This window comes from Desulfonatronospira sp. MSAO_Bac3, assembly GCF_003838035.1.
GTDB classification, from domain to species: Bacteria; Desulfobacterota; Desulfovibrionia; order Desulfovibrionales; family Desulfonatronovibrionaceae; genus Desulfonatronospira; species Desulfonatronospira thiodismutans.
This window is the reverse complement of sequence record NZ_QYZY01000388.1, coordinates 1-24,127: the sequence shown is the minus strand read 5'-3', so window position 1 is coordinate 24,127 and position 24,127 is coordinate 1. Positions and strand designations below refer to the sequence as shown.

At 53.5% G+C, this 24,127-nt stretch carries 21 protein-coding genes; 16 read left to right on the top strand and 5 right to left on the bottom strand.

Translation table 11 applies throughout. The features are described from left to right. Nucleotides 1-249 precede the first annotated feature (249 nt). From D5S03_RS13660 to D5S03_RS13640, 5 genes are all read right to left on the bottom strand, one after another. A complete protein-coding gene (locus D5S03_RS13660; RefSeq protein ID WP_287044477.1) occupies nucleotides 250-618 on the bottom strand; it encodes a ribosome maturation factor RimM in 369 nt (122 codons plus the stop codon). Between the two features lie 430 nt (nucleotides 619-1,048). Then, on the bottom strand, nucleotides 1,049-1,417 hold the full coding sequence (locus D5S03_RS13655; protein ID WP_287044475.1) for a ribosome maturation factor RimM: 369 nt from the start codon (nucleotides 1,415-1,417) through the stop codon (nucleotides 1,049-1,051). A gap of 752 nt (nucleotides 1,418-2,169) precedes the next feature. Beyond that, a complete protein-coding gene (locus tag D5S03_RS13650; protein ID WP_008869585.1) occupies nucleotides 2,170-2,610 on the bottom strand; it encodes a universal stress protein in 441 nt (146 codons plus the stop codon). Between the two features lie 148 nt (nucleotides 2,611-2,758). Continuing rightward, nucleotides 2,759-3,211, bottom strand: coding sequence for a hypothetical protein (locus D5S03_RS13645; RefSeq protein ID WP_287044473.1), 453 nt, complete (start codon nucleotides 3,209-3,211; stop codon nucleotides 2,759-2,761). A 31-nt stretch (nucleotides 3,212-3,242) separates the two neighbouring features. Then, a complete protein-coding gene (locus tag D5S03_RS13640) occupies nucleotides 3,243-4,337 on the bottom strand; it encodes a sulfite exporter TauE/SafE family protein (protein ID WP_287044472.1) in 1,095 nt (364 codons plus the stop codon). 545 nt (nucleotides 4,338-4,882) lie between these two features. Between D5S03_RS13640 and D5S03_RS13635 the strand changes: the two genes are divergently transcribed. The 16 genes from D5S03_RS13635 (at nucleotide 4,883) to D5S03_RS13560 (ending at nucleotide 23,766) form a co-directional block, all read left to right on the top strand. Next, a complete protein-coding gene (locus D5S03_RS13635) occupies nucleotides 4,883-5,953 on the top strand; it encodes a glycosyltransferase family protein (protein ID WP_287044470.1) in 1,071 nt (356 codons plus the stop codon). 14 nt (nucleotides 5,954-5,967) lie between these two features. Continuing rightward, on the top strand, nucleotides 5,968-7,311 hold the full coding sequence (locus tag D5S03_RS13630; protein ID WP_287044469.1) for a sigma-54 interaction domain-containing protein: 1,344 nt from the start codon (nucleotides 5,968-5,970) through the stop codon (nucleotides 7,309-7,311). A gap of 330 nt (nucleotides 7,312-7,641) precedes the next feature. Then, nucleotides 7,642-8,058, top strand: coding sequence for a NifB/NifX family molybdenum-iron cluster-binding protein (locus tag D5S03_RS13625; RefSeq protein ID WP_287044468.1), 417 nt, complete (start codon nucleotides 7,642-7,644; stop codon nucleotides 8,056-8,058). A 202-nt stretch (nucleotides 8,059-8,260) separates the two neighbouring features. Further along, on the top strand, nucleotides 8,261-9,355 hold the full coding sequence (locus D5S03_RS13620; protein ID WP_287044467.1) for a sulfite exporter TauE/SafE family protein: 1,095 nt from the start codon (nucleotides 8,261-8,263) through the stop codon (nucleotides 9,353-9,355). 31 nt (nucleotides 9,356-9,386) lie between these two features. Beyond that, nucleotides 9,387-9,815 carry a hypothetical protein gene (locus tag D5S03_RS13615; protein WP_287044465.1) on the top strand — a complete coding sequence of 143 codons (429 nt, stop codon included), beginning with the start codon at nucleotides 9,387-9,389 and terminating at the stop codon, nucleotides 9,813-9,815. 149 nt (nucleotides 9,816-9,964) lie between these two features. Next, entirely contained in the window at nucleotides 9,965-10,405 is a 441-nt protein-coding gene (locus D5S03_RS13610; protein ID WP_287044463.1) for a universal stress protein, read from the top strand. A 207-nt stretch (nucleotides 10,406-10,612) separates the two neighbouring features. After that, on the top strand, nucleotides 10,613-11,560 hold the full coding sequence (locus tag D5S03_RS13605; protein WP_287044462.1) for a sulfite exporter TauE/SafE family protein: 948 nt from the start codon (nucleotides 10,613-10,615) through the stop codon (nucleotides 11,558-11,560). Between the two features lie 925 nt (nucleotides 11,561-12,485). Next, nucleotides 12,486-13,850: a sulfate adenylyltransferase gene (sat, locus tag D5S03_RS13600; RefSeq protein WP_287044460.1), complete on the top strand. Its 1,365-nt coding sequence runs from the start codon at nucleotides 12,486-12,488 to the stop codon at nucleotides 13,848-13,850. A 37-nt stretch (nucleotides 13,851-13,887) separates the two neighbouring features. After that, on the top strand, nucleotides 13,888-14,238 hold the full coding sequence (locus tag D5S03_RS13595) for a DUF6955 family protein (RefSeq protein WP_008869595.1): 351 nt from the start codon (nucleotides 13,888-13,890) through the stop codon (nucleotides 14,236-14,238). A gap of 278 nt (nucleotides 14,239-14,516) precedes the next feature. After that, nucleotides 14,517-15,011 carry an adenylyl-sulfate reductase subunit beta gene (aprB, locus tag D5S03_RS13590; RefSeq protein ID WP_008869596.1) on the top strand — a complete coding sequence of 165 codons (495 nt, stop codon included), beginning with the start codon at nucleotides 14,517-14,519 and terminating at the stop codon, nucleotides 15,009-15,011. Between the two features lie 50 nt (nucleotides 15,012-15,061). Next, nucleotides 15,062-17,065: an adenylyl-sulfate reductase subunit alpha gene (aprA, locus tag D5S03_RS13585; protein WP_287044458.1), complete on the top strand. Its 2,004-nt coding sequence runs from the start codon at nucleotides 15,062-15,064 to the stop codon at nucleotides 17,063-17,065. Nucleotides 17,066-17,196: 131 nt separating this feature from the next. Beyond that, a complete protein-coding gene (locus D5S03_RS13580) occupies nucleotides 17,197-18,444 on the top strand; it encodes a CoB--CoM heterodisulfide reductase iron-sulfur subunit A family protein (protein ID WP_287044457.1) in 1,248 nt (415 codons plus the stop codon). Between the two features lie 6 nt (nucleotides 18,445-18,450). After that, a complete protein-coding gene (locus D5S03_RS13575) occupies nucleotides 18,451-20,634 on the top strand; it encodes a hydrogenase iron-sulfur subunit (RefSeq protein ID WP_287044455.1) in 2,184 nt (727 codons plus the stop codon). A gap of 10 nt (nucleotides 20,635-20,644) precedes the next feature. Next, nucleotides 20,645-21,787, top strand: coding sequence for a quinone-interacting membrane-bound oxidoreductase complex subunit QmoC (gene qmoC, locus D5S03_RS13570; RefSeq protein WP_287044454.1), 1,143 nt, complete (start codon nucleotides 20,645-20,647; stop codon nucleotides 21,785-21,787). Nucleotides 21,788-22,168: 381 nt separating this feature from the next. After that, nucleotides 22,169-23,266: an FAD-dependent oxidoreductase gene (locus D5S03_RS13565; protein ID WP_287044453.1), complete on the top strand. Its 1,098-nt coding sequence runs from the start codon at nucleotides 22,169-22,171 to the stop codon at nucleotides 23,264-23,266. Between the two features lie 2 nt (nucleotides 23,267-23,268). Next, the gene (locus D5S03_RS13560) at nucleotides 23,269-23,766 is read left to right on the top strand and encodes a 4Fe-4S dicluster domain-containing protein (protein WP_008869602.1); all 498 of its coding nucleotides are present in this window, start codon (nucleotides 23,269-23,271) and stop codon (nucleotides 23,764-23,766) included. Nucleotides 23,767-24,127 lie beyond the last annotated feature (361 nt).

The window sequence follows — 24,127 nt, the reverse complement described above, 5'->3', positions numbered from 1 at the left end:
CTTTTTAGCCGAAAAGATTTTTTACCGGAGGAAATGAGAGTTATCAAGACCCTGGAGATATTTTTCCCCGGGAGTGAAACTGTGGCAGGTATTAACAACCAGGCAGACTGTCTGGCTGAAACAGTACAGAGGCTGTACTTCGGCGGATCATAGACCTGACGGCGGGAGGTGCTGTAAACGGAAAAGAGGTGGCCTGCCTGCCCCGTTACAGGCGGGCCACCTCAAAGTGATAGAGATTGGGGTTGCATATTATGCCGCGTGTAGTCTTGCACTTTCCGCAGCATGATTCTTATCCCTGGCGACCTGCCTGGCTTTCTGGTCAAAGCGGCACACAGCCTGGCACGGGTTTTCGGGGTGCCTGCCATCCTTGTACATCTCCAGCAGGTCTCTGGGCGGGTCTACTGTCACATACTCATCCGGACTGCACTCCACTACGATGTCTTCATAGATGGGAAACATGATTACCCTGTTCTCTTCAGTCCTGACCTCCCAGACTTCGCAACCTCCCTTGTGCCTTTTCACGCCCTCAATATATCCCAGCACCTCTCCGCTGGGCAATCTGAGTGGGCATCCGGCAACATTGTGCAGACAAAGTTCCTGTTCAAGATCGTAACTCATAACTCCTCCTCATTTTTATTATTATACAGACAATTATGCACAAGCAATCGAGCCCGTAGCGTAGAGTCTACAGACCTCTTTTGCTCAACGCTTTTTACAGCCACATAAACTTGATCCATTTTTCACAATACTTGTCAGTATATCTGCATAAAACATACCAACAAGCTCTGTTTGCAGAGCACCCTGCAACCAACCAATAAAAAGGGGTCACCTGGAGTCATCAAGGTGTCGTTGCATTATTGCAACAAAAAGCATGGACATGCGATTCCAAACCGCATCACCATAATTTTTCACCTCTTACCAAAAGAATGAACAATAAAATCAAATTGTCAAGCGATGATTCTTAAGCGTATCATCAGTTTTTCAACTGCAGACTCTTCCAGAGCCGACTACACGTATGCCGCCTCCGGCTTGACTGCCTGCTTATGCATTAAGCAGCGTACTGCTGCACATTTGTTGAAGAATACCCCATTGCCATTGCTTCCCGTCTGGCTTGAAGATCGAAACGGCAGATGGCCCGGCAGGGATTCTCCGGATATTTTCCTTCCATGTACATCTGCAGAAGATCTGCAGGCGGGTCCACCACTACATGTTCATCCGGACTGCATTCCACAACGATCTCTTCGTAAATGGGAAACATGATCACCCTGTTCTCTTCAGTCCTTACCTCCCAGACCTCGCACCCTCCCTTGTGCCTTTTCACGCCCTCAATGTATCCCAGCACCTCTCCGCTTGCCAGCATAAGGGGGCATCCGGCCACATTGTGCAGACATAATTCCTGATTAAGTTCGTAAGTCATAATTCCTCCTTATTATTCAATGAGGTTTTTAAATTAATGTCCCACGCGAACCGCCTGCTTCTATGCTCGCCAACTTTATGCAAGCGCACAAACTTGACCATTTTTTCACAATTATTTACAGAGTTGCATGTAGCATGCCAGCAGGCTTAGATGTGCAGCGCAGCACATAACCAGCCAGTTTGACAAATGTTTAGCCTGGAGAAACCAGCAAGTTGTTGCGTTGTTGCAACAGAGTGTATGGCCGGGTGATTCCAGACCGCATCAGAAAAATCTATTCGCCGTCTGATTTTTTGAAAAACAGGCCTGTACAAACTGGCTCAATCAATGACCAACCATTTCATCGCGCCTTAAAGTTTTATCTTATATCCTAATGTTCATTTTTTCACAACAGTTTTTTCAGGCTTTTCCCCAAAAAATTCAAAAAAATGTTGGCAACGATTAAATGCTGCAATCCAGGCTTTTTCCGCGACCCTGCGCGGAAAAAGAGGCCCCTTCAGTGCATCATCCGAAATCTGAAGTAGACGCGCCAAGAGCGTGGCAGGACGCTTGAGGGGTTCGGCAAGTGGCCCTGGTGTCTATGTGGCTTAGTATATCATCGCAGAATTATGGTCATAGCCCGGTCTGGATTTTATTTTTTGGCAGTCAGGCCACGGAAATTATAAACGCCGTTGCCGGCAAAAAAAAGACCGCAGAGCTTGAGCCCTGCGGTCTGATGGTGAAACTTTTCGGCTGAAGCCAATGGTCGTCGCCCATCAGTCCGGATGGACAATGAGAACCGGGCAATGGGCTCTTTTGGTTATCCTCTCAGCCACGGAACCCACGAACCACGCCTCGGGCCCTTTTCGGGTGTGAGTGGGAAGAACGATCATATTAATGTTGTTCTCCTTGGCGTACCTTAAGACCTCTTCCGCGGGCTGGCCCTTGAGGACCGCCTTGTTGCGCACATTCACTCCGGACAGGGACTTCTCGATAAAGGCGTCCATGAGCTTCTCGGCCACTTCCTTTTCATAGCCCACATGACTGGTGTATACAGACTGCAGGATATCTTCACTGATGAAGTCAATTTGCGGAGTGACGTGGACCAGGTCCACCTCGGACCCGGCGCACATGGCGATCTGGCGGGCATAATCAGCAGCCAGCATATCGTTTTCGGAAAAGACCACCGGCAGCAGCATTCGTTTTATTTCGGGCATGAATAACCTCCTGAACAGCGCGCTCTGATCGCGCGGTCAAAGTATGTGTTCTGCGTATTGCTGGTTGCGTCCAGCAATACGCAGAGTCATGCTGACGCTTCATGCACAGTCGCCCCGACAGGGCAGTACGTCTGCGCATGCAACCAGTCTATTCCACCGGCTCGGGCACGGGCACCTCGATCTGGACAGCGCCGGAAGCGGCAAAAAGAACCATGGCTATAATAAAGACGGAAAAAAGGGCGTATCCGGTAAGCCCTTCCTTGACAAAGGCCACGATGGTGGGGATCAGGGCCCAGACAGCCACGGTGCAGCCGATGGCCATGGCGAACATGGTAAAGCCGTCCCCGGTAAAGAAGTTCTTGAACCAGACTGAATGCATGTAAGGCCATTCACCGTAAAGGGCCGTCCATATCTCCGTGCCTGTCTTGCCTTCAAAAATAAGAGCATAGGTAAAATAGGGATCCATGGCGGTATTTCCCGGAAAGAGCACGGCCAGCGCAGGTCCCACCAGGCAGGCTATACACACGGCAAAGGTTATCCAGTAAACCGTATCCCCGTAAGTAGTATTGTAAAGCGGTACTTTTGGTCTATCTTCGGTCATATCAAGATGCCTCCTGATTAATTGGGTTGAACTAATCCTTACGCTTCAGTTCCCTGGCTACGTTTACGATCACAAAGAGCATGAGGACTCCCAGGACGGTAAAGTTCAGCCAGTGCGGCGGGGGCTGGATGACCTCCCACATGGACAGGGCCCTGGTAATAAGACCCCAGCAGGAAAAGCCCATGAGCCCGATGAGCAGCCAGCGGACAAAGCCGGCCTTGATCTGGACCAGGACCAGGGCGCCGAAGAGACCGCCCACAACCTGCCCGGCCAGCCAGGGAGCGGCAAACATGGGAATGAGCGCACCCATTATGAAATAGGGCCAGACCGCAACACAGTCTCCCATGCCCAGCAGGACCACGCTGTTGGCCGCAGCCACCTTCATGGGTGTGCCGGCAACGACGTTCTGGAAGGGAACCATGGCCCAGCCTGCGCCCATGCCGAAAAACCCGGAGACAAGACCGACAATCAAAATGGCTGCGAAGAGCCAGCCCATATTGGTCAGGCCGTAGTCCACCACCTTTTTCAGGGAGGGCTCATAAAAAGGCTGGCGCAGATTCAGGGCCTCGGTGATCTTGTCCGATTTCTTCACGTCCGGCCATTCAACCTTTTTTCCGCCCATAATAAAATAAACCACCAGGCCGCCTATGAGCAGGCCCAGCATCATGCGTACCAGGCCCTCACCGAAATCCCCCAGGTGGGCGGCCACGATCACTGCTCCCTGGGCCCCGGAGAAGGCGGCGACGGCAAAAGCCATGCAGAGAAAGATGCACATCTTGAGATTGGCCAGGCCGCTGCGCATTACCGGCCCGGTGGCCATAAGACCGCTGAACATGGCCACTATGAGCCCAGTCCCCCTGGCAATGACGCTGTCAACCGGGGTGAAGGCCATGACCAGAGGAGTAAAGAGCACTCCTCCGCCGATTCCTCCGATGGTGGCCAGAATAGCGATAATGGTACTGGCGATGAAGAATCCCACCAGCCAGCCTACCAGAACTCCACCGGGCATGCCCCCTTCGGGGACGGGCACGAAAGGGGCCGCCACTGCCAGCACACCGTAAGAAAGCACCGCCAGCGCTATCATGATGTTCAGCTCAAGCCAGGGCGACTTCAACCACTTGGACATAATCTCCCCTCCTCAGTGTGAAATTTTTCTCATTGTTATTGACAGTTCCACCCGGAGCCAGCTTCTCACAGCCCATAATACAGCAGGACCAGCCGGAGAAGAAAAACCAGGGGAAAAGTCAGGGCAGAATCGCCCGCAGACCCAGATCAAATCACCAAATCCCACAGGGACTGGTTCTTTCCAGACAAAAAACACCTTCTTGACCAACAAAAAACAATTAAAAAAATTTAACCGGTTTTCGTCCATCTTGCAACAACAAAATACATCACTGTAGCAAATTGCAACATAAATCACAAGCGCTGTCAACTCACCCCTCAACCCGTGTTTACTTGACAAATGTTCAGATATAAGCAAAAAAAAAATCATATCAATTAACACTACAGCGACACTTTATTTGAACTCAAAGGGGACTGGCTCCCCCGCACTTATTTTTCTGTAAGGTTTTCAGAGTCTTTGAAATTATTAGTGCGGGGTGCCTGTCCCCGGTGGCCGAGGCAAAGATTAACACAAAGTGTCGCTGTAGTTTTAAACAGGAGCCGGAATTCATGAAACGGGTTTTTGAAGGCCCTGCCAAGACCTCGGGCAAGAAACAGGTCACCATAGAAGGCCCCATGGCCGGAAACAGATGGACATGGGTTGTGGAATCAGGACTTTACTCCATGGGACTGGAGTCGGCCATCCATTTTCATGACTGCCCCGAACCCATGTCCAGGATCTCCAACCGAATGCACAACCTGCTGAAAAAGTTCGGCCTGCCCGGCACATTCGTGGACTGGGAAACCATGTCCAACCACCGCCTGTGGGATATGGTCAAGAAAAACAAGACACCACTGGTTATCAGTCTGCAGGGACTCATTGACCATAAGACCGTGGAGAATATCCGCGAGCTCAACCCCATTATCCGCATCATTTACTGGTGGGGTCCGCCTGTTCGCCGGGAAGACCAGATAGACAGGATCAAGGAGGTTGATGAACTGGTGGATGTCGTGGCCCTGTCATTTGAAAAAAACGTTGAGCTGCTGCGTTCCCGGGGTGCCAAAAATGTAGTTCACCTTCCCTTTGCCGCTTGTCCCTACCATCACAAGCTCAAGGTCAAGGTAACATCAGGCACGCGTCGTAAGTACGGCCGGGAAGTAATGCTCATCGCCCCCTTTGGGGAGTACGAAGAAGAACTGGTCCGCCGGGTGAGTGAGACCCTGGGCCAGAAGGTGGATGTCTGGGGTGCAGGCTGGTCCGACAGCCAGTGGGTCAGGCATAACGGCCTGATCTTTCCTCCCCGGAACCTGGAGGCCTATGCCTCGTCCAGCATTGTAATTAATCCACACGGCCGGGACTTTGCAGAGCATGACGGGTTAAACCCGGCCTTTTTCGAGATCCCGGCCGCCGGGGGCTTTCAGATTACCGAAGAACAATCCGTTCTGAAAAAACAGCCTTTTCACTCCTATGTGGTCACCTTTCGAGATCCCCGTGAGCTTGCGGAAAAGGTCAGGTACTACCTGCATGACCATGGTGCCCGGGAGAGCATGCGCTCCAGGCTGCAGGCCCAGGTCCTGGAGAAGGAAACCTATGGACAGCGATTTTATGACCTGTTTAAATACATGGACAACTCCGGATGACCCCACAAAAAACAATGATTTTGAAGAATGAGACCAAAGCATACTGTGACGGGTTCAACTGCACCATACTGGAAAGCATCTCCGACGGGGTGTTCACAGTAGATGACCAGTGGCAGATCACCTCCTTCAACCGGGCTGCAGAGCTGATTACCGGGATCTCCAGGAACGAAGCTATTGGCCGCCCATGCTGGGAGGTGTTTCATTCCAGTCTGTGCGAAGCAGAATGTCCTCTCAGCCAGACCAGAAAGTCTGGCAAGGCCGTGGTAGGCAAGGTCTGCTATATTGTCGACGCCAAAGGCAGGCGCATCACCATCAGCGTATCCACATCCCTGCTGCGCAACTCCCGGGGCGAGGCAGTCGGCGCAGTAGAGACCTTCAGGGATTTAAGCGCAATGGAAAGCCTGCGCCTTAAGCTCAAGGGCGATTTCGACATGGGCGAGCTCATAAGCCACAGCCCGGCCATGCAGAAGGTGCTGGAACTGACACCGGCAGTGGCTGAGACTACCAGCACCGTGCTCATCCAGGGGGAAACCGGCACCGGCAAAGAACTGGTGGCCAAGACCATTCATGCCTTAAGCCGCGGCCGGGAATCACCCTTTGTGGCCGTCAACTGCAGCGCCCTTCCAGATACCCTGCTGGAGTCGGAACTTTTCGGATACAAGGCCGGGGCGTTCACCGGGGCTCAGAAGGACAAGCCCGGCAGGTTTGCCCAGGCCCGGGGAGGGACCCTTTTCCTGGATGAAATAGGCGATATAAGCCCGGCCATGCAGACCAAGCTGCTCCGGGTGCTGCAGGAAAAGAGCTACGAGCCCCTGGGGGCTGTCCACTCGGAAAAGTCCGATGCCAGGATTATCGCCGCCACCAACAAGGATCTGGAACATCTCGTGGAGATCAAGGCATTTCGCCAGGACCTTTTCTACCGCATCAATGTGGTCCGTATTGACCTGCCTCCCCTGAGACATCGAAAAGAGGACATACCTTTTCTTGTGGAGCATTTTGTGGACAGGTTCAACCTGTTGTTCAACCGGGAGATCCGGGGAGTGGATCCGCAGGTGTTGTCCATTCTCATGAGCCATGACTGGCCGGGCAACATCCGGGAACTGGAAAACATCATTGAAAGGGCCTTTGTCCTCTGCCGTCAGGAAGAGATAACCCGCAGTCACCTGCCCCGGGACCTGATCCTCAGGGAACAGAGGGCCGGGGAACCCCTGAATATGTATTCAGCCAGGCAGGCCCTGGAAGCAGGAAATATCTCCCGGGCCCTGAGACAGTCCCAGAACAATCTGTCCCAGGCAGCCAGGCTGCTGGGCATGCATAGAAGCACCCTGTACCGCAAGATGAAAAAAATGGGCCTGTAAACCGGTTCCAGGCTGTACATGTGATGATGATCACGCAGCAATCCCTGCACCACCCTTCAAGCCCCCAGTACGCCGAATTCCCCCGCAAAAGCCCATAAGCCGCCAGCACGGGATGCACTCCCGCTTTCAACACCCTTTTGTCCCCATGTGCTCACTTGTTATGTTGCAGTTATTCAACATGGTTTTTTATTCTTGTAGCATAACTGCAACACTTTCTGCAAGCCATCCCAATAAAAAATCCATACATATTAAACGATTGCGTATAAAATGCCCTTTATCTTTCCCTGGGCATAATTCGTGCTTGTACCTTGCTTCACAAGGATCAAAGACATGAAATTAGCTGTAAGTACATGGAACAATCTTGTTGCTCCGGTATTCGATGTTTCCGGGAAGATTCTCCTGGTGCAGTTATCCCCGGTAAGAACCATCCCCCTGGAGTACAAAGAGATATCCGGCAGCGACAACCTGGCCAGGATTCGCCGTCTGTCCTCCCTGAGTATAGAAGTTTTGATCTGCGGCGCTATATCCAGGCTCTGGCACGATATACTGACAGCCTGGGACATCCAGGTCATCTCCTATGTCACCGGTCCCTGGGACAGGGTGGTCCAGGCCCTTGCAGAAGGCAGGCTGGACTCCCCTGAATTCTGCATGCCCGGCTGCCCCGGGTACATGCAGACCCGCAACCGGGAATCAAAAACATATGTGGCCTCAGTCATGCGAAACATTGAGTCTGCAGCGTTACAGTAAATTTAATTTGCTTTTTAAATCGGACCAAAAACTTTTAACACATAACTTTTCACACAAAAGGAGGGAGAGTCACATCAAAATATCCTGTGGGTTTGGTGCATCGATGTTGCTTTACGTTCGGACTCATTGCTGCCTGGAATGGCGGGTGCTCACCGGGAAGTAAAATAATAACCCAAATGAAATGTTATAAGGAGGAAACGCTATGTCCAAATGGTTGAAGCCGCCCTGGCTTGAGCTGAACATCATGCTGGCCCTTGGGCTGATCACTTACCTGGTAATTCTGGCCGCTGTAATGGCTGTGCCCACCCCTGAAGGAGGCATGGCCGGCGGAGTAATCTGGGGATGGCTGGTGGGCTTTTTCGTCATCAGTACCCTCATCGCCCTTGTAGCCACCGTCGGCGGCATAGGCGGAGGTGTGCTGTTCACCCCGTTTATCCTGGCCTTTACTCCCATTGACAGCCTCATAGCCCGGGGGACCGGGCTTATTGTGGCCATGTTCAGCGGGCTCATGGCCACTGGCCCTGTGTGCCGAAGCGGTCTGGCCAATGTGAAGATGTGTGTATTTCTCTGCGTGGCCTTTGGCGTGTCCTGTTTCGGAGGAGCCCTGGGAGCGGTGGTAGTGGCCGAGCACCTGGGCGATTGGGGCGAAGCTGCTGTGCGCATGCTTCTGGGGCTGGTCATCGGAGGACTGATCCTATATTTCATCTTCGGAGGTAAAAAAATCGAATGGCCTGATGTCAAGGTCTCGGACAAAATCACTCAGAAACTGGACCTGCGCCAGCCCTTTTACGAACCATCCCTGAAAAAGGTCGTGGATTACGGCCTGACCCGCATGGGCTGGCTCTTTGCCGGGATCCTGTTCGTGGGCATGGGCTCCGGGTTCTTCGGCATGGGCGCCGGCTGGGCCATTGTCCCCTTCCAGAACGTCATCGCCGGCACGCCCATCAAGGTGGCCGCGGCCAACAGTGTGGTCCTGCTGGGCATGGGCGACTGTGTGGCGGTCTGGCCCTACTTCATGATGGGCGCGCTCATCCCCATTCTAGCCGCTCCCTGGCTGGCCGGCCAGGTGGTGGGGGGACTACTGGGCGCCCTGGTCCTGGTCCAGATCAAGGCCGGTTTCGTGCGCTGGCTGCTCATCGGGCTCATGGGCTTTTCCTGCTGGGGCCTTATTACCAGGGCCCTGTCCATGTGGGAAATCATCGAACGTCCGCCGCACTGGATGAACGGTCTGGTCCTGCTGATCCTGCTGACCTTCGTCATGATAAACATAGTCAGAGAATTCAGGCTCAAGGATTAGCAAACTTAATACCCTAAGGAGGAATATTGATATGACTGAAGACAGACCTATTGCCCCTGCCTGGAACAGGGTCTACGGCGAAATAGTCTACTGGATCACATTTGCATGTTGTCTGGTCTGCTTTATCGGACCCATGTTCTCCATGCTCTTTCCGGAGAACAACGCCATGAACCCTTACTTTACCTATGCCCTGGTCTTTGAGGGCATGACCGGCTCGGATATATGGATTGCCCTGTACGGGGACTGGCCCTGGTTTCACAAGGTCTGGTGGCAGAACTTCTTTACCGGGGACGGGTTCACCATGTTCGGGATAGCCGTGGGGACCACGGTGGCCCTCTGGGCCCTGATTCCGACCATGTTCGTATTCGCCAGGAACAAGCTGCCCCAGTACGTACTGTTCAGCGCTATCGTCTGCTTTATGGTCATACTGGCTGCTTCCGGGATTGTGCGCATCGGTTGATGAAAGATCCGGGACCCTGGCCTGTCTTTGGCCTTTTCCTGAAAGGTACAGGCCGGGTCACCGGTTTTTAAGCAGGCACTGCCTGGGGGTAAGAAATAAATAACGCATAGCAGCATGGAGTTTACATGCTGGATAAAAGGAGATATTTCATGCCGGAAATAAAAAGAATTCTAATGCCGGTTGTTTTCTCAGACAATGACAACCTGGCTGCGGGCTATGCCCGCCAGATAGCCATGTGCGCCGGGGCCGAGGTGGACCTGGTCCACGTCACCCCAAAGGTTGACTTCATCAGCGAGGATATCCTGCAGTCTGTATACACCAGCCATGTAGGCTATGAAAAGGAGGTGGCCGGGAAGCTCATGGACGCCTTTATTGAAAAGTCCCTGCCCGGGGTGGGGATACGCAGCAAGGTGGTCCTGAGCGGTCAGCCCGTGGATGAAATACTTAAGTACGCCAGAGAAAACGCAATCAACATGATCGTTCTGCCCACCCACACCCGCAAAGGACCTGAGGCGTGGTTCGTGGGCTCGGTGGCCGAGAGGGTGACCAAAAAGGCCCATTGCCCGGTCCTGCTGGTCCATCCGGACTGAGGTGCCACCGGACCGGTCACATCCTGATCCGGACAACAGCGGACCGGATCCTGGATACCCGTAAACGTTACAGTTGCCGATAAATGTGTTCCAGGGCTGTAATCAGCCAGCAGAAACAGCCACTTCCCCTCCAGGCCTATTCCTGCAAACTATGGTCCGGATGCATGCCTGGCGTGCATCCGGACCATGATAATCAATGGAGGCTTAATGTATTTCCCTGTAGCAGAAATTGAAGTAGCCCCGTGGATCCCTTTCCTGGCCGGCTTTGCAGTGGCTTTTGTCTGCAGCATGGGCGGGGTGTCCGGAGCAAATCTTCTTCTGCCCTTCCAGGTAAGTGTTCTCGGGTTCACCACTCCGGCGGTGAGCGCCACCAACCATCTGTTCAATATTGTGGCCATACCCAGCGGGGTATACCGGTACATAAGAGAAGGACGCATGGTCTGGCCCCTGACCATCGCGGTGATCGCCGGGACAGTGCCCGGGGTGATCATCGGGGTTTTCTTCCGGGTGCAGTTCCTTCCAGATCCCACCCACTTCAAGGTGTTTGCAGGCCTGGTCCTTCTGTACATCGGGGTGGTCATGGCCCGTTCCCTGATTAAAAAACCACCACCGGGCTCAGACAAGGCCTCTTCGGAAAAAAGCTTCCAGGAGCTGGTCAGCCGGTGGCACAAAGAGGAAAAGAAGACCCGGGAGCCTCTGCCCAGGGTTATACTCCACCATTTCGGACTGAAAAGAATTGAATATTCATTTTACGGCGAACACATATCTGCTCCAACTATGGGCATATTGATCCTGTCAGCCATTGTGGGAGTGGTCGGCGGTATGTACGGCATCGGCGGAGGGGCGATAATCGCTCCCTTTTTCGTGGCTGTGTTCAAGCTGCCCGTGTATACTATAGCCGGGGCCTGCCTCATGGGCACGCTTATAACATCGGTGGTGGCGGCTGTCGTATTTCAGGCCCTAGCTCCCTTCTATCCCGAAATGGCGGTGGCCCCGGACTGGCTCCTGGGTATACTCCTGGGCGTGGGAGGCATGCTGGGCATGTACGCCGGGGCCAGGACCCAGAAATTTGTCCCGGCCAGTCTGATCAAGTGGGTCCTGACCTTCATCCTGGTCTTTACCGGGATGAGGTATGTATTGAGTTTGTGGTTCTAAGGCAGGATATGCCCGCAACCCAGGAAAAAGAAGTGCTCTTATCCCAATTCCAATTGGGACAGTCCCGCACTTATTTTTGCGCTGAAAAAGAGGTCCCTTCGGGGCATCATTCGGTAGAACCCTTGCAGGACGCGTTGAGCACGGGGACTGGCTCTCCCGGCACTAATTTTTCTAATCTGTTTCTTGTTCAATAAAAAATAAGTGCCGGGGTGCCTGTCCCCGCAAACATGCAAGCAAGGATTTTTTTCTTTTCTTGTTCCCAGCCTCCAGCCTGGGAACGAGAGGTAACCAGGAACGAAGAACCAGGAACCAATTTTAACGACCAACATGTTTGTTCGAAATTTGTGCTAAGCGCCTAAGGCGGTCTTTGCTTTCCAATATCGGCCAGATAAAAAAACATTAAAAAATATTCTGATTTTTAAAAAACTGGTTGCCTTTCAAACAAAAATTCGGTATAATAAGCACTACAGCGAAACTTATGATTGACCTGCGGGGACTGATTGAGGCAGGTATAAAATTTTATAAGTTTCGCTGTAGTGTTAGTGAAATATATAACTGGTCAAGGTTCAGTTCACTGAAATCATTTAAGGTCAGTCTTCTGTCAGACTAATAAGTTCGGGGACAAATAAGTTCGGGGACAGACCCCGGAGGTCAATAAATAGTTAAGAAGAATTTCAGCCTGGCAAATGATTTTTTTCACAATAATTCCAGACAGTTAAAATCCTGCCTGTGAAGTCGTGCACTTTTTTTCTGACAATAATATTTTTTTTTCAAAAAAGGGTTGCATCCTGTTTCAAATGACATTAGTTAGTTCATAAATTCACAAAGAACGGCTGGCTTAAATAAGCCGCTTCTTGAGTTTGAATATTGTTTGATCTTTGAGGCCAGTATTGTAGATGTTGAACTTAAAACCAAGGAGTTTGCAATGTCATTGAGAATGACTACGCCTCCCCCGCATGGAGGAAGACTTGAAGAGAGGGTCGTGAGGGATCCCCAGTTGGCCAAAAGGCTGGCCAAGGGCTGCCCGGTGTACGACATCAAGCCCACCCTGAGCGACAAAGGCGTTCCCGTCCGCAACGTATACCGGGAAATCATGTCCACCTGCTACGGCTTCTTCAGCCCGGTTGAAGGCTCCATGAAGGAAGCCGAAGTGGAAAAGGTCCTCAACGAAAGAAGACTTCTGAACAACTGGATCTTCCCCTACCCCTTAGTATTCGACATCAGCGAGGAAGACTACAAGCAGCTGGGCGTAACCGCCGGTGACCGTGTCCTGCTGCGGCTCAAGGGCAAGCCCTTTGCCATCCTGGACGTTGAGGAAGTCTGGCGTATCAAGGACACCACCGAGCTGGCCAACAGGGTTTTCGGCTCACCGGAGAAAAATCCCGAAGTGGTCCAGGAAGCCTTCAACGAAAAACACCCCGGCTGGGTCATTTACAAGAGCCTCAATCCCGTGGTTCTGGCCGGTAAGTACACCATCATCAACGAGCCCAAATTCAGGGCTCCCTTCGACCGCTTCTGGTGCCCGCCGATAAAGTCCCGCGAAGAGTTCCAAAAGCGCGGCTGGCGCACGGTCATCAACCACCAGACCAGAAACGTCCCCCACGTGGGCCATGAGCACCTCATGAAAAACGCCGCCTACACCGGCGACATCGAGCCCTGCCACGGCATCCTGGTCAACGCCATCATCGGCGTAAAGCGCAAGGGCGACTACCCCGACGAGTCCATTCTGGAAGGCCACGAAGCCGTAAACCAGGGCAATTACATCAAGCCGGAGAGGCACATGGTTACCTACTGCCTGTGGGACATGCGCTACGGCAACCCCCTGGAATCCATGCTGCACGGCATCATCCGCCAGAACATGGGCTGCACCCATCACATGTTCGGCCGGGACCACGCCGCAGTGGGCGACTACTACGACCAGTTCGCCACCCAGACCCTTTGGGACAAGGGCATTCCCAGCTACGGCTTTGACAAGTCCATCTGCGAGGTGGAGTACGGCCTGCATATCAAGCCCCAGAACATGAGAGAGTTCTGGTACTGCCCCGTGTGCCAGGAAATCGCCTACAGCGAGTCCTGCGGCCATACCAAGCAGAAGGAAAAATTCAGCGGCAGCTTTATCCGCGGCATGGTGGGCGAAGGCATCTTTCCGCCCCGGGTCATTTTCCGGCCCGAAGTGTACAAGGCAGTGGTCAAGTGGTGGAAGGAATTCAACTTCCCCTTCTGCAACCAGAACTACGTGGTTGCCCAGGAACAGAAACTGGAAGTTGATCTGCCGGATCTGGATGTCTAAGGTCCTGACCGCAAAATCTTTAAGGAGGAATTGATCTATGTCCAAGCTATTCGTGGTTCTCCTGGACGACAAACGCATGGAAGCCCTCAAGGGCAGCGGCCTGGAGGACAAAGTCGAGTATATGTTCGGCGGCAACCTCAGGGCTTTTACCATGGAAATGCCCGATGAGAAGGCCAATGCCATAATGAAGGAGTTTGATACGGCCCGCACCGATTCCAGGGGCTGCATCACTGACACCCCCCTGGCCTTCAACCGCACCTTGTTTGAAGAAATCGCCAAGGCCAAATCTCTTGGTCCCGAAGTGGTGGACAACACCCTGGCCCGGGCCGGAGAAATCAAGGAGCTGGCAGCCAAAGAGTCCGACTATCTGCCCGCACCGGAAATATAACTCCGGAGATCGTTACAAAATCTCATGCCGCAATGCAGCATCATTGCGGCATGAGATGATAACCAAATAAAATTACGTTATTTTTATTACAAACATCTTTTTCTTGACAAATATCAAAGTTCAATATTAGACAAATTGAATTTACAATATTGATGCAATGCAGTATTTGTCATGAAATATATGTAAAACGAGGACCTGGTGTTCTTGTTTGTTATGGCTTCCCCACCCGGGGAATTTGGTAGTGGAAGTTTAAAACCTTATAGTTAAGGAGGACCGTTATGCCAACCTTTGTAAATCCGGAGAAATGTGACGGCTGCAAGGGCGGAGAAAAGACCGCGTGCATGTACATCTGCCCCAACGACCTCATGATCCTGGACCCCGAGGCAATGCTTGCCTACAACCAGGAGCCGGACGCCTGCTGGGAGTGCTATTCCTGTGTCAAGATCTGCCCCCAGGGCGCCATTGAGGCCCGTCCCTATGCCGACTTCGCCCCCATGGGCGGTACCAGCATTCCCATGCGCAGCGGTACCGACATCATGTGGACCATCCAGTTCCGCAACGGCAACATCAAACGCTTCAAGTTCCCCATCAGGACCACTGAAGAAGGCTCCATCAAGCCTTACGAAGGCAAGCCCGAAGCAGGCGACCTGGAAAACGAGCTCCTGTTCAACGAGACAGAGCTCAAGAAGCCCACAAACGTCATCAACCAGAAGGTTGAAATCAAGAACGCCGACTACACAGAGACATGGAAGAACCCTGCCGTTATGAAGTAGTCTGATCACGGCTGATTTTAATTCGTCACAAGCATTTTAAGGAGGTATTTATGCCTGTTATTCCATCTAAGAGCCAGAATCTTGGTGTTCCCATCGGTGAGCCGGAAATCAAGGAAATTGATGTTGATTGCTTGCTGGTGGGCGGCGGCATGGGTTGCTGCGGCGCTGCTGTAGAGATCAAAAAGTGGGCCGACAAGCACGATGTCAGTTATCTCATGGTTGACAAGGCCTCCCTGGAGCGCTCCGGCGCAGTGGCCCAGGGCCTGTCCGCCATCAACACCTATCTGGGCGACAATACTCCTGAGGACTACGCCCGTATGGTCCAGAACGACCTCATGAAGGCCGTGCGCGAAGATCTGGTCTTCGACCTGGGCCGTCACGTGGATGATTCCGTACATCTGTTTGAGGAATGGGGACTGCCCATCTGGGTGACCACTGACGACGGCAAGCGCCTCGACGGTGCAGCCGCCAAGAAGAAGGGCCTGCAGGTACGCGAAGGTGCCAAGCCTGTTCGTTCCGGTCGCTGGCAGATCATGATCAATGGTGAGTCCTACAAGGTCATCGTGGCCGAGGCAGCCAAAAACGCCATCGGCGAAGACAAGTACATGGAGCGCATCTTTGTGGTCAAGCTGCTCCTGGACGCCAATGAACCCAACCGCATAGCCGGGGCAGTGGGCTTTTCCACCCGTGAAAACAAGGTGTTCGTATTCAAGGCCAACGCCATCCTGGTGGCCTGCGGCGGCGCAGTAAACGTATACCGCCCCCGCTCCACCGGTGAAGGTATGGGACGTGCCTGGTATCCCGTATGGAACGCCGGCTCCACCTACACCATGTGCTCCGAGGTGGGCGCAGAAATGACCATGATGGAAAACAGGTTCACACCCGCCCGCTTCAAGGACGGTTACGGACCTGTGGGCGCATGGTTCCTGCTGTTCAAGGCCAAGGCCACCAACGCCCAGGGCGAAGACTACATGGTCAAGAACGACCATCTGGTTCAGCCCTACCGGGAGAAAGGCTACGCCACCGGCAAGGTCATGCCCGCCTGTCTGCGCAACCACTGCACCCTGGAGGAAATGAGACAGGGACGCGGTCCCATCTTCATGGATACCGCCACTGCTCTGCAGGACACCTTCAAGGAACTGTCCAAGAAAGAGCAGAAGCACCTGGAATCCGAAGCCTGGGAAGACTTCCTGGATATGTGCGTTGGCCAGGCCAACCTGTGGGCCTGCATGAACATCGAGCCTGAAAACAAGGGCTCCGAAATGATGCCCACAGAGCCCTACCTGCTGGGATCCCACTCCGGCTGCTGCGGCATCTGGGTATCCGGTCCCGACGAAGACTGGGTTCCGGAAGAGTACAAGGTACGCGCTCCCAACGGCAAGGCCTACAACCGCATGACCACGGTCATGGGCCTGTGGACCTGCGCAGACGGAGTCGGCGCTTCCGGGCACAAGTTCTCCTCCGGTGCTCACGCCGAGGGGCGTATCGCTGCCAAGCAGATGGTACGCTGGTGCGTGGATCACAAGGACTTCAAGCCCACCCTGCAGGAATCCCCGCAGGATCTGGCCAAGATGATCTATCTGCCCTGGTACAACTACGAAGAGCACAAGAACGTATCTACTGCTCCGGACATCAACCCCAAGTACATCACCCCGCGCAACTTCATGATGCGCCTGATCAAGTACTCCGATGAGTACGGCGGCGGTGTGGCCACCTACTACACCACCTCCGAGGCTCTGCTGGAGGTCTTGAGTCAGCACCTGGATATGCTCCAGGAAGACTCCCTGAAGCTGTGCGCCAGGGATCTGCATGAACTCCTGCGCGCCTGGGAAAACTACCATCGCCTGTGGACCGTACGCCTGCATACCATGCACATCCGGTTCCGCAAAGAGACCAGGTACCCTGGCTTCTACTATCGCTCCGACTTTATGGGTCTGAACGAGGAAGAGTGGCTGTGCTTCACCAACTCCAAGTACGATCCTCAGAAGGGCGAGATGACCTTCTTCAAGAGGCCTTACATCCAGATCTTCGATCCCAAGTGGGACAAGGACTAAATGAATCAGGCTGCGGGCCGCATGGCCCGCAGCCTTTTTAATGGTCTAAGTCCGAGCTGAACTAAACCCGGGTTTAGTTCGGCCTTAGGCCATTTTCGTAAGATAAGGCATTAAATCAGGGAGGATTGAGAATGTCCAATAACAGTATTCTGGTAATCGGCGGCGGTTTCAGCGGCTTGACAGCCGCGCTGGAGGCCGCTGAAGTCGGACACGAGGTGTACATCGTAGAGCAGGAGCCCTATCTTGGAGGACGAGTGGCCCAGCTTAAGCACTATTTCCCAAAACTTTGTCCTCCGACATGCGGCCTGGAGATAAACTTTCAGCGCATCAAAAAAAACCCCAGGGTGAAGCAGTTCACCATGGCCCAGGTAACTCAGGTATCCGGCGGCCCGGGCAACTACGAGGCCAAGATCAAGGTCAAGCCCAGATTCGTCAACAGCAACTGCACCGCATGCGACAAATGCGTGGAAGTCTGTCCTGTTGAAAGAGACAGTGATTATGATTTTGGCATGGGCAAAACCAAGGCCATCTACCGCCCGCATCTTATGTCCTTTCCCATGCGCTACGTCATCGACGATCAGGTGTGCGAGGGGTCATCCTGTGCCAAGTGCGTTGATGCCTGTGAGTATCAGGCCATAGACCTGGATGAAAAAGAGCGCGAGTTCACCCTGAATGTAGGCTCCATTATAGTTGCTACCGGCTGGAAGCCCTACGACGTGAGCAAGCTCACCAACCTGGGCGGCGGACAGATCCCCAACGTCATCAGCAATATGCAGCTGGAAAGGCTGGCCGCCCCGGCAGGACCGACAGACGGACAGGTTCTGCGGCCTTCCGACGGCAAGGAGCCCAAACGCATCGCCTTTGTGCAGTGCGCCGGATCCAGGGATCAGAATCACCTGGATTACTGCTCATACATCTGCTGCATGGCATCCCTTAAGCACTGTACCTACATCCGGGAACAGTACCCGGACGCTGAGGTGGTTATCTACTACATAGATCTGCGCGCTCCGGGCAGGTACGAGAATTTCCTGAGCAAGATTCAGCAGGACGAAAAAGTGCAGATGGTCAAGGGCAAGGTCGCAAAAATCACCGAAGACACCGCAACCGGTGATCTGGTGGTTACCGCCGAAGACATCATGGGCGGAGTCAAAAAAGAGGAGACCTTCGATCTCGTGGTTCTGGCCACGGGAATGCAGCCTTCCATTTCCATAGACGGCCTGGCTGTGGAAGTTCCCAGGGACGAGTCAGGTTTTATCACCGGCGGCGAGGAAAAGGGAATCTTCCCTGTTGGCTGCGCCAAAATGCCGCTGGATGTTATGACCTCGGCCGAAACAGCCACAGGCGGGGCACTGAATGCTATTCAAACGGTGAGGAGGTAAGTCACAATGGCTGACAACAAGACAGGAGTATATATCTGTACCGGTTGCGAAATCGGGGACAACCTGAACAAGGAAGCGGTTCGAGAGTATATTGACGAAGAGTGCTCTCCAGCGGTGCTCAAGGAGCATGGATTTCTTTGCAGCAAGGAAGGAGTCGCGGAAATCCAGAATGATATCGACAATGAAGGGGTGAACAAGGTCTGCATAGGTGCCTGCTCTCCCAGGGTCATGTGGGACGTGTTCGATTTCGGACCAAGTGTCTTGGTGGAAAGGGCCAATATCCGCGAGCTGGCTGTGTGGTCTTTCCGTGACCCGGAACTTCCGGAGCCCGAAGATGACGAGATGTCCGATCCCTTGACCATGATGGTCCGGGATTACATCCGCATGGGCGTTGTCCGCCTGGAAAAGACCGATTACCCTGAGCGCGAACCCCTGGAGCCAAGCAACACCATCATGGTCCTGGGCGGTGGCGTGACCGGCCTCAACGCCGCCCTGGGCGCTGCCAATACCGGCTACGACGTGGTTGTGCTGGAGAAAGAAGACAAGCTGGGTGGTTTCGCCGCCAAGATGTACAAACAGACCCCCACCAAACACCCGTATACTGAGGCTGAACAGCCCTCTGTGGACGAACTGATCCGTAAAGTGGAAGGAAACGACAAGATCAAGGTCCTGACCAAGGCAGAGCTTCAGCTCATCAAGGGAGCCCCGGGCAAATATACCGTGACGGTCAAGTCCGGAGGCGAGGAACAAGAGCTCTTTATAGGCTCCGTTGTTCTGGCCACTGGCTGGAAGCCCTACGATGCCTCCAAGCTTGGACATCTGGGTTATGGCAAGATCAAGAACGTGGTTACCAATGTGGAGCTGGAGACCATGGCCAAGGAAGGCAAACTGCAAAGGCCCTCCGACGGCCAGCCGGTTAAAAGTGCTGCATTTATCCAGTGCGCCGGACAAAGAGATCCCGAGCATCTTCCCTACTGCTCTTCGGTATGCTGCATGGGCTCTTTAAAGCAGGCCGGGTATATCCGGGAAAAGGACGATGATGCCAAGGCCTTTATTTTCTACAAGGATATGCGCACACCTGGAGTATTTGAAAACTACTACCGGGCGGCCCAGGATGATCCAGGGATCTTTTTGACCAAGTCCGAGATTCAGGAAGTAAGCGAAGACAGCGACGGCAAGGTCGTGGTCAAGGTAACCGACACCCTGCTGGGTGAAGATGTGGAAGTGGCGGTGGACCTTCTGGTCCTGGCCACAGGCATGGTACCCACCATCGCAGAAGATGCCGTACTCAAACTTGGTTACCGCCAGGGCGAACAGATCCCGGATCTGGAGCTTTTCAACGGCTTTGCTGATTCCAACTACATCTGCTTCCCCTATGAGACCAGGCGTACAGGTATCTATGCAGCCGGCTGCGTGCGCCAGCCCATGAGCATGGGTACTGCCAGGGACGACGCCGCCGGTGCAGCCCTCAAGTCCATTCAGTGCTTAGAGTCGGTCAATCACGGCGTGGCTGTGCATCCCCGTTCCGGGGACCCCACCTACCCCAAGTTCAACATGGTCCGCTGCACCCAGTGTAAGCGCTGCACCGAGGAATGCCCATTTGGAGCCCTGGACGACGACGAGAAGGGAACTCCGGAGCCCAACACCACCAGGTGCCGCCGCTGCGGAACCTGCATGGGAGCATGCCCGGAGCGCGTCATCTCCTTTGACAACTACAGCGTTTCCATGCTCAATGAGGCCATCGGTGCAATTCAGGTCCCGGAGGACGAAGAGGAAGGCGGCTACCGCATCCTTTGCCTGGTCTGCGAAAACGACGCTTACCCGGCCTTAGATATGGCGGCCATGCGCAAAAACAAGTGGTCGGCATCCATTCGCTTCATAGGCATCCGCTGCTTGGGCTCGGTGAACACCCAGTGGATCGCTGAATCCATGAGTAAGGGCATTGACGGGGTACTGCTGCTTGGCTGCAAGTACGGCGACGACTACCAGTGCCACTTCATCAAGGGAAGCGAACTCTGCAATATGCGCATGGACAACATAGGTGAAACCCTGGAAAGACTGCAGGTTGAATCCGAAAGGGTTCAGCAGAAGCAGATATCCATAGATGAATATGACAAGATCCCCAAGATAATCGATGATTTCATCGAAGAGATCGAGGGATACGGACCAAATCCATACAAGGGTTTCTAGGAGGTTATAGATGTCTACACGAATCGACCCTGATGTACAGTTTATCCGGGAAATGCAGGCTGCCGGAGGCGAATCCCTGAAGAAATGCTATCAGTGCGCCACCTGCAGCGTGATATGCCCCCTGTCGCCGGAAGAAACCCCGTTTCCCCGCAAGGAAATGGTCTGGGCCCAGTGGGGCATGAAAGACAAGCTGGTCAATGATATCGACATCTGGCTGTGCCACAACTGCGGAGAGTGCTCCGACTACTGCCCCCGCGGGGCAAAGCCCGGGGACCTGCTGGCGGCTCTTCGCAATACCGCCTACAAGTCCCTGGCCAGGCCGGCCATCCTGGGCGAGTGGATGAGTTCAGCCAAGTATCTGCCGGTACTCTTTGCCATTCCGGCAATACTTTTTCTCATTGTCTGGGCCATCACTACCGGGCTGACCATTCCAGACGGCGAAATCATATTCAGCAAGGTGTTCCCCACACTTCAGGCCATTGACCCCATATTCATCCTGACGGTCATTTTCGTGGTCTTCACCTTTATATATTCGGTGGGGAGGATGCTGTCGTCGTTCAAGGAAGCGGGATACGTGCCCCAGGAAGGCTCGCCCTCGCTGCTAAGGTCCCTTTATGACGTAATCAAGGAACAGATCCTGACCCACGTCAAGTTCAAGGACTGCGAGACCAACCAGGAGCGCTACACCGGCCACCTGCTGGTATTCTACGGATTTGTAGGGCTTTTCCTGGTAACCGCGTTTGTAGCCACAGCTTACTGGATGAACATATTCGGCATTGTCGATTTCGCCACACCCATGGCCATGTGGAACCCGGTGAAGATTTTCGCCAATATTGCCGGAATTGCGCTCATTGTGGGGCTTGTTTACATGACCCGCATGCGCCTGAACATTGACCCCAAAAAGACTGTCAATTCCTTTTATGACTGGTATCTTCTGGGTGTAATCTGGGCAGTGGTCATCACCGGCTTCCTGGCCCAGATCTTCAGGCTGGCTGATGCAGCTGCACTGGCCTATATTGTCTATTATCTGCACCTGGTAACTGTCTTCATGCTTTTTGCATACCTGCCCTGGTCCAAGCTGGCCCACCTGGTATACAGGACAGTGGCCCTGGCCTACGCCAGACAGATAGGACGCAAGGGGCTTTCTGAATAGTCAGAATAACAAACAGAACTTATAAAAGCTCCTTCCCTCGGGAAGGAGCTTTTTTTTTGAAAAAATCCTCCCATAATTTATTTGCCGCGAGATCAAATCCGCGTTATAGGTGTTTTAAATTGAAAGGAAGGAGCTAAGCTTTTCCCGCGGCTCTGCGTTGAAAAAGAAGGCCCCTTGCGGGGCAAAAGAGACTGCCCACGGAACACCCGGAAAAGCACGGAATAAATTCTCATTTCTTCTTTCCGTGTCCTTCCGTGTGTTCCGTGGGCAAAACCTCTTGGCTTCCTTTGAAGCTGAACAGCTACATGCGGACAAACTTAATCTTTCGCAGTACTGCTGATCCATAATCCTCAATCCAAAACCCAAAACGGAAACAGTGCCATGGATTTTACATTTCTTTGTTCAGGAAAGCCTGAGCCTAACGGCCGCAAGGTGGCTATAATCGGATCCGGGCCTTCGGGATTGTCTGCAACCGGCTACCTGGCCTGTGCCGGGTATAAAGTGGAAGTGTACGACAAGCTGCCCAAGCCCGGAGGTCTTATGGTCTTCGGCATACCCGGACACCGCATACAGCCGGAAAATATTGCCCGCGGCGCAGAGAAGCTGGAAAAGGAGTTTGGAGTCGAGTTCAAGCTGCGCACCAAGATCTGCGGATCAGAACCTATGCACGAAGAAACCGGGGATGATATGGCCTACACCTACAAAAGCCTTGGAGGCCGGGTGGAGGACAATGACGCTGTTCTTATCTGCACCGGCACATGGAAGTCCAGGCGTATGGAAATTCCCGGTCACGAGCTGCCTGGAGTCTACTCCGGGCTGGAGTTTCTGTTTCCGGTACGGGCCGCCAGCTACGAGATCACCAACATGGATGTGCCTGAAATAAAAGGCAAAAAAGTCGTGGTCATTGGAGCAGGATTTACTGCCGTTGATGTCGTCCATGCCGCTCTTACCGAGGGGGCTTCCCAGGTAAGCCTGGTTTACCGCAGAAGCCGGGAGGAGGCACCCTGCGGCAGCATGGAATTCAACATGCTGGAGAAACAGGGCGCTGCGTGCATGGAACATGCAGCTCCCCTGGAAATTGTGGGCACCGACAGGGTCGAGGGGGTCAGGTTTGCGCCCTGCGTCATGTCTGAACCTGACGAAGCAGGAAAGTGCCGCCTGAAGGTCCAGAAGGAAGACAGCTTTATCATGGATGCGGACATAGTGGTTACGGCTGTTGGTGAAATGGGAACCCCTCCCTTTGCTCACGACCTGGGTCTGGACAACGTGCGCAAGGGCGAGGTCAAATGGCTGCAGATGACCAGCCTGGATTCGGTTTTTGTAGCCGGAGATGTGCTTATGGGGCCCAGCAAGATCGGCAAGGCGGTATACAGCGGGCTCAAGGCAGCCAAGTCTCTTGATGAATGGATCACCCTAAAGGACCAGGGACGCCTTGATGAATTTCAGGATGAAGTCATACGCAGGGAGGATTTGCGCTAACCATGCAGACACTATATCTGGACTACAGCAAGTGCATTGGATGCGGGACATGCGAGTCGGTATGCAAGTTCGTACACACCTATCCCAGGATAATCATGACCAGGACAACCGACGGCTGGTGGGTACCCCTTTACTGCCAGCACTGTGAAAACCCTAAATGTATGAAGGCCTGCACCAAAAAAGCGATTTACCGTGATCCCGACACCGGGGCCATCCTTTTAAACCAGGAACTCTGCGCCGAGTGCCCGACGAAAAACTGCCTCATGGCCTGCCCCTACGTGGCCATGGTCTGCACCGGTGCTCAGAAGACCCCTATAACCAAGTGCAATCTCTGCCTGGACCGTGGAGGCCTGGGACCGGCCTGCGCTCCCATGTGCCCCTGTGATGCTTTGATGCTGGTTGATCATAAGGACCTGGACAAGGTTAAGACCCCGGAAGCGCAGAAAGCCTACGAACTGGTGCGCCAGCACATAATATGCCCGGAATGCCCCACCACTTGATTAAGATGCCGGCATATCGTTGCATCATCCAGCCATAGGCCAGGGGACGCTCCCCCTGGCCGGTACTTGACCTCGCCTTTGATTTCGCTTCCGATCCCGATACCTATTCCGACCTCGATTAAAAAAGACAATGCCCCCGTACAACCATCCCTGGGTAACCATTCAGGGGCATCAACGGTGGTAGCTACTGGCACCAGGCCTTGGGGACTGTCCACGCTAAGTAATATATGTGCAGGTTCACAAAAATTAGCGTTTGTAATTTTTTAATTTTGTAGGAAAAGGTGTCGCGGGGACTGTCCCCAGGACGATTGCGGCATCCCCTGAATGGTTACATCCCTGGTCCGCATTTTGCTTGTTAATG